General features: G+C 65.6%; 4 protein-coding genes and 1 pseudogene. 2 read left to right on the top strand and 3 right to left on the bottom strand.

Annotation, left to right across the window (positions count from 1 at the left end; translation table 11 throughout):
- Together FRC96_RS16180 and FRC96_RS16175 are read left to right on the top strand one after the other, a co-directional pair.
- On the top strand, positions 1 to 804 hold an 804-nt coding region (locus FRC96_RS16180), incomplete at its 5' end, for an Mrp/NBP35 family ATP-binding protein (protein WP_146975951.1).
- A 159-nt stretch (positions 805 to 963) separates the two neighbouring features.
- Positions 964 to 2397 carry a patatin-like phospholipase family protein gene (locus FRC96_RS16175; RefSeq protein WP_146975949.1) on the top strand — a complete coding sequence of 478 codons (1434 nt, stop codon included), beginning with the start codon at positions 964 to 966 and terminating at the stop codon, positions 2395 to 2397.
- Here FRC96_RS16175 and FRC96_RS16170 read toward each other — a convergent pair.
- From FRC96_RS16170 to FRC96_RS22330, 3 genes and pseudogenes are all read right to left on the bottom strand, one after another.
- Positions 2394 to 4535, bottom strand: coding sequence for a glycoside hydrolase family 57 protein (locus FRC96_RS16170; protein WP_146975947.1), 2142 nt, complete (start codon positions 4533 to 4535; stop codon positions 2394 to 2396). The genes FRC96_RS16175 and FRC96_RS16170 overlap by 4 nt on opposite strands.
- A complete protein-coding gene (gene glgC / locus FRC96_RS16165) occupies positions 4532 to 5770 on the bottom strand; it encodes a glucose-1-phosphate adenylyltransferase (RefSeq protein ID WP_146975945.1) in 1239 nt (412 codons plus the stop codon). Before glgC ends, FRC96_RS16170 begins: the two co-directional genes overlap by 4 nt.
- A gap of 90 nt (positions 5771 to 5860) precedes the next feature.
- A pseudogene (locus FRC96_RS22330) lies at positions 5861 to 6074 on the bottom strand (hypothetical protein); the annotation flags it as partial.

The following is a 6074-nucleotide window of genomic DNA, read 5'->3' as shown; positions in this document are numbered from 1 at the left end:
GTTGTGGTGTTTGGCAAGGGGGGCGTTGGCAAGTCCACCGTCGCCGTGAACCTGGCGCTGGCCCTGCAGAAGATCGGCCACCGCGTGGGTCTTCTCGACGTCGATATCTACGGCCCCTCGCTGCCCACGTTGCTGGGCATCTCCGGGCGGCCGGCGGTCAGCAACCGCCGCATCCTGCCGATGGAGGCCGACGGGCTGCGCGTGATGAGCCTGGGCTTTTTGATGGATGAGGATACCCCGGTGATCTGGCGTGGGCCGATCGTCACGGGCATCATCCGCCAGTTTTTACGCGACGTGGATTGGAGCGGGCTCGATTACCTGATCGTCGATATGCCTCCCGGAACCGGGGACGCGCAGCTGGCGCTGGCCCAGACGGTGCCGGTCGATGGGGCGGTGATCGTCACCACTCCGTCGGACCTCTCGCTGATCGATGCGGCGCGCGGCCTGCAGATGTTCAAGACCCTCAATGTGGAGGTGATGGGCATCGTGACGAACATGTCGAAGTTCGTGGTGCCCTCGACCAAAGAGGAGTTCTTCATCTTCGGCAACCCGGCCGAGGTGGCCAAAGAGGCCGACCGTCTGGAGACGCCGGTGCTTGGCGAGATTCCGCTCGACTTGACGGTGCGCGAGGGCGGCGACGCCGGTCGCCCGGTGGTCGTGGGTCAGCCGGAGAGCCCGGTGACCGAGGCCTTTGTGGAGCTCGCGAAGGTGGTCGCCGAGAAGAAGCCCCCGCATGCCGAGGGCGCCGCGGGCGAAGGGGCCGAGCAACCCAAGAAGGGGCTCTTCTCCTTTTTGAAGAGCTGATCCTCATCGGCCGAAAGCCCGCTCCAGCAGCGTGCTTTCGGCCCGTGGCGAAAATCTCTTTGCCAGGATCGGCGTGAGCGCCGATAATCTGCGCCGGCGCACCTGCGCCGGCGTTGGTCATTGAGGGACCGGCGAGCACCATGCAGCAGCGAGTGGCGTTTGAGTCGATACGGTCGACATTTTGTGCGGGTGCGCGAGCTCAAAGATTTTGAGCAGCGTTTTATCAGGCTGATCGTCGATCAACCCAACGTCTTGCACGTGCGCCATCAGGCGCTCTTCCGCTACGCGGCGGCGCTGGGGCAGATGAACCTCTTTCGCACCCCGGTGGGCAATGACATCTCGCTGAGCGAAGACGTCGACGCGCTGCGCCGCTGGCTGGTGGAGTCGCTGGTGCCGCTCTTGCCCGAGACGGGCGAGGTGCGCGTCGACGGACTGCGTGAGATCGCGCCGGTGGTGGCGATGCGTGTCGAGCAGACGCGCTCGCAGCTTTTGACCCGGCACGCCAGCACCTTCGGGGCGGAGCACCTGGACGCGGAGCTGCGTCAGAAGCGGCTGGTGCTCGTGCTCGGCGGCGGTGGGGGCGCGGGGCTTGTGCACCTGGGCACCTTCGCGATGCTCAAGGAGCTGGGCATCACCCCGGAGCTCATCGTGGGGAGCTCCATGGGCAGCCTGCTGGGGCTTGTACGGGCGATCGACCGCAGCTACGACCCGGTCTCGGTCGCGCTGGCGATGCCCAAAAACCTGGATTACAACACGCTCTTTCGACCCTTTACGGGCTACTCGCGCTTCGGGTTCCCCGGGGCGTTCCACCTGAACATCATGCGCCTTGCGCGCGAGATGTTTCAGGAGCTTCTGGGGAGCGGGATGCCGCGTTTTGATGATCTTCCCATCAAGCTGGAGATCGTGGCCACCGGGGTTCGCAAAGGCTTTCACTTCGATGACCGCGAGTACGAGCAGTCTGGCGAGGAGGGCATGACGCCGCTGGCCCTGCGTCGCAAGCTCAAGCTCTTTTTCGGGGCAGTGCGCCAGCTCTCCAAGAACCCGCGTCTACTTACCCAGGTGGTCTTCGGGGCGGAGCCGGGCACGGAGCATTTTCCGGTGATTGAGGCGGCGGGCTTTAGCTGCTCGGTGCCGGGACTTTTGCACTTTGACGTCTTCCACGATGATCCGGAGACGATCGGTCCTCTGGAGAGCGTGTTTGCGCGCCATCAACTCCTGCGCCTCTGCGATGGCGGGGTGGTCAACAACGTGCCCTCGAAGGTGGCCTGGGAGTCGGTGCAGCGGGGCTCGGTCGGCTCTCGCAACGCGCAGATCCTCTCGTTTGACGCGTTTGCGCCCCTCTCCACCGGGCGCAACCTCATCTGGATTCCCATCCAGCAGATCGCGCGCCCGGCGGTGGTGGCGAACATGCCTTATGCGTCGTTTCATAAGACCTTTCGCACTCCGCCCAGTCCGCTGCAGATCATCGTCAACAGCTACTCCAAGCTTAAGCGCATCATCGAAGGCGCGCGTGAAGAGCTGGAGGCCGATGTGCCTTATATCCGCGAGTCGATGCGGGAGCTGCCGCCCTACGGCACCTGGGAGATCGGCTAGACGAACCAGTCGTCTGAGGGGGCCGAGAGTTCGATCGTGAGGGGATGCTCGACGGGGAGGTGGCGAAGCTCGCGCGTGCCATCGAGGACCACCAGGCGCACCTCGACCAGGGGGGCGCTCAGGCAGTCGAGCGCGGCGCGAGAGAGGGAGAGCTCCCAGCATTGCGCAAAGGCCCAGTCTACCAGGGCCGCCGGCGCGTCCGGGCTGAGCGCCCGGGGCTGGCCAAAGGGGGTGATGTGCAGCGCGATGGTGGCGGTGCCGGCGTGGGTGCTCAGCCGGAGCTCGAGGTGCAGGTGACCTCGGAGGTCGGGACCGGGATCGAGACGGACGTAGAGATGATCGTCATCGCAACCGTAGAGGATCTGATCGACGTAGCGGGTCGTCTCAAACATCGCGCCGTAGCCGCTGCGGGGCAGGTACGTGCCGGCCCCCTCCCAGTCAAAGAAGCCGCCGCGTCGCCCGTCGATGCGCGGCGTGATCGCCTGGGTCGGCGCGCGGTGGGCCGCCCCTTCCGGGGCGGTGCTGGCGGCGTGAATGGGGCGATGCAGCCGCTCGGGAGGCTCGTGGCCAAGCGTGGTGTAGACCCGGCGCAGCAGCGCGCGAAAGATGCTGTCGAAGAGCGCGTCTTGCTCAGAGCTGAAGTCGTCGCCGTACCACCAGAACCAGTCGGAGCCCTGGGCCATCATCAGGGCCTGGCGGGCGCTCGTATACGCCTGGTGGGCCGGGGCATCTTCCTCGTCAGGTTGAGGTTGCTCGTCGAACCAACGCGTCGCCTCGCCCACGAGCTCCCAGGCGAGGTTGGTCTCGGGGTGGCCGATCCAGATCTGGTAGTTCCCCAGGATCCAGGAGCCGGAGTGCAGATGCTCAAGGTGTCCCGAATTCCCCCCGTGGCGCAGGTGGTCGCCGGGGGTTGATGGCACCAGATCGGCGTGGTCGCGGAGGCGGTCGTAGAGGGCCTGCAAGAAGGGCCGGCCGTCGTCGGGGTAGTGCTCCCAGGGGTTCTCGCCATCGAGGATGATGGCCGTCAGGGGGCGAGGGCTGGCGTCGCGGTGGGCGGCGCGCGCGATGCCTTCCAGGGCGCCGACGAGGTCGGCGGCGGCCTCCTCGGCGCTCATGTGCGCGTAGGAGAAGCCCAGGCGGTCGCTCAAGCCGTGGTCGCGAAAGAAGATCGCGGTCTGGGGGGCCTGGTTCAGCCGCCAGGAGCGCCAGAGGTCGCGGTCGCGCTCAAAGTCGCAGGAGTTTGCGAGGATCGCCTCATCACTGGCGACCCATTTCACCCCGGCCTCCTCAAAAAGCGCGAGGGCTTCAGGGGAGACGGACCCCTCGGAGGGCCACATGCCGACGGGGCGTCTCTCGAAGATGTGTTCGGCGCAGTCCAGGGCCTGGGTGATGTGGTGACGAGCGTGGTCGGGGGCCTGAAGCCTTGGCGGGGTGGGGCGGCGCGGGGTGGCGCGCAGCGCGGCGTCCGTGTCGATGAGCAGGGGCACAATGGGGTGGAACATCGGCGTGACACTCACCTCGATCTGCTCGCGCTCCCAGAGCTTGCGGTAGAGCGGCACGACGCGCGCCATGATCTCGAGATGAAGATCGAGCAGCGCGAGGCGATCGTCCCGGCTGAAGTCGCGACCCTGGTCGCGCCAGGCGCGGATCTGCGGATACTCCTCCCGGGCGGCAAACCCACACCAGGCCAGGTTAAAGAGCATCTGCAGATCGCCCAACTCACGCTCGCCCCATTCCTGTGCGCAGGCCTCTTCGCCGCGCGCTTCGCGCGTGTCGAGAAGCTCGGCGTAACGCGGCAGGCTGCGCACCCCGTGGGGGTGATTGAGGCTGAAGAAATGATGGACCAGCGTGCGGCGATCGCGGGCGCTCAGCGCGTCGACGGAGGCGCGCGAGAGGTGCCACCAGGCATCGCGCCGCCCCCCGTCGACCCACTCCTGAAGTTGCAAAAGCAGGCTCCCGGAGAAGTTGAAGGTTGCGCGCATCTGCGGGTTTTCGGCCAGCAGCCAGGCCATGTCGAAGTAGGCTTTGACCGCATGCAGGCGCACCCAGGGGAGCTCAAAGTCCCCCTCCTGACCCACCCCGTAGTAGGGCTGGTGCATATGCCAGATAAAGAGCACATCGAGCGGTGGTGTGCTCATGCCTCAAACTCATAGCCCTTGGGCACCACCACGACACCCGCGTCGCTGATCGGGAATCGAGCCCGGTCCTGCTCCTCATCAAAGCCGATGACGGTATCCGGCGGGATCACGACATCTTTCTCAATGATCGCTTTGCGGATGCGCGCGCGACGCCCCACCTCGACCTGCTCAAAGAGCACGGAGTCCTCGATGCTGGAGTAGGAGTTGACCCGCACGCGCTGAAAGAGCACCGAGTTGCGGATCGTGCCCCCGGAGACGATGCACCCCTCGGCCACGATCGAGTTGATCGCCTGGCCGACGCGGTTGGTGGCCGGATCGTCGTGCACGAACTTGGCCGGCGGGTAGTGCTGGTAGTGGGTGCGAATGGGCCAGCGACGGTTGTAGAGGTCAAACTCCGGGGCGACGCTGATCAGGTCCATCGACGACTCCCAGTAGGCATCGATGGTGCCCACGTCGCGCCAGTAGCTGCGCTCTCGCTCCGATTGACCGGGCACGTCGTTGGTCGAGAAGTCGTAGACGAAGGTGGCCTGGTGGCCGGAGCGCACCATGTTGGTGATGATGTTTTTGCCAAAGTCGTGGGCGCTGCCCTCGTCGTGGGCGTCGCGGATGATCTCCTCGACCAGGCTCGAGGTTTTGAAGATGTAGTTGCCCATCGACGCCAGACACCAGCCCGGGCGGTCGGGGATCTCGCGAGGCTCATCGGGCTTTTCGGCAAAGCCGACGATGCGGTGGTCGCGGTCGATCTCCAGGATGCCAAAGGCGCGCCCCTGCTCCACGGGCACGGGGATGGCGGCCACGGTCAGGTCCGCGTCTTTCTGACGGTGAAAGTCCAGCATCTGGCGCACATCCATCTTGTAGATGTTATCGCCGCCGAAGACGCAGACATCCTCGGGCTCTTCATCATAGATGAGGTTGAGGTTCTGGTAGATGGCGTCGGCGCTACCCTGAAACCACTGGGGGCCGCGGCGCTGCTGGGCGGGGACCGCGTCGATGTAGTGGTCAATAAACTGCGCAAGATGCCAGCCCCGACTGATGTGGTTGATCAGCGAGTCGCTTTTGTATTGGGTTAAGACTTTGATTTTGTAGAAGCCGCTGTTGACGAAGTTCGAGAGCACCAGGTCGATGATGCGGTAGCGCCCGCCAAAGGGCACCGCCGGTTTGGCGCGGTCAAGTGTCAACGGTCGCAGGCGTTTGCCTTCGCCGCCTGCCAGGATCATGACGAGCACGTCATTCATAGCGTGGTCCACCGGGTCAGAAGAGAGACGAGTGGAGCGATACGGCGGCTCCGCGGGTAAGGGTACGGCGCGGGACTGCGAATTGTAGGGCTAGCCGGGAGGAATCAAGCCTAAAAAGTAGGCGGCGCCGGCGCCGAGCACCACGACGATGAGCGCGACGAGGATCGCGGTCTTGCCCACCCCGCCGGCTTCCACCGGCGCGGGCGCGGTTTGAGAGGCCATCGGCGCAGGTTGTGAGGCCCCGGCCTGGGCGACCGGGCCGGGCTGGCCAGGCTGGGCGACGGCGTCGGAGGGCGCGGCGGCG

The organism is Lujinxingia vulgaris, from assembly GCF_007997005.1.
Lineage (GTDB): Bacteria > Myxococcota_A > Bradymonadia > Bradymonadales > Bradymonadaceae > Lujinxingia.
Note: the sequence above shows the minus strand (reverse complement) of the source record. Positions and strands in the feature narration are given on the sequence as shown.

What these genes read in the sequence shown, in the direction of transcription:
- FRC96_RS16170 (WP_146975947.1), bottom strand. Translation starts at nt 4,535, where the DNA reads ATGAGCACACCACCGCTCGATGTGCTCTTTATCTGGCATATGCACCAG.
- glgC (WP_146975945.1), bottom strand. Translation starts at nt 5,770, where the DNA reads ATGAATGACGTGCTCGTCATGATCCTGGCAGGCGGCGAAGGCAAACGC.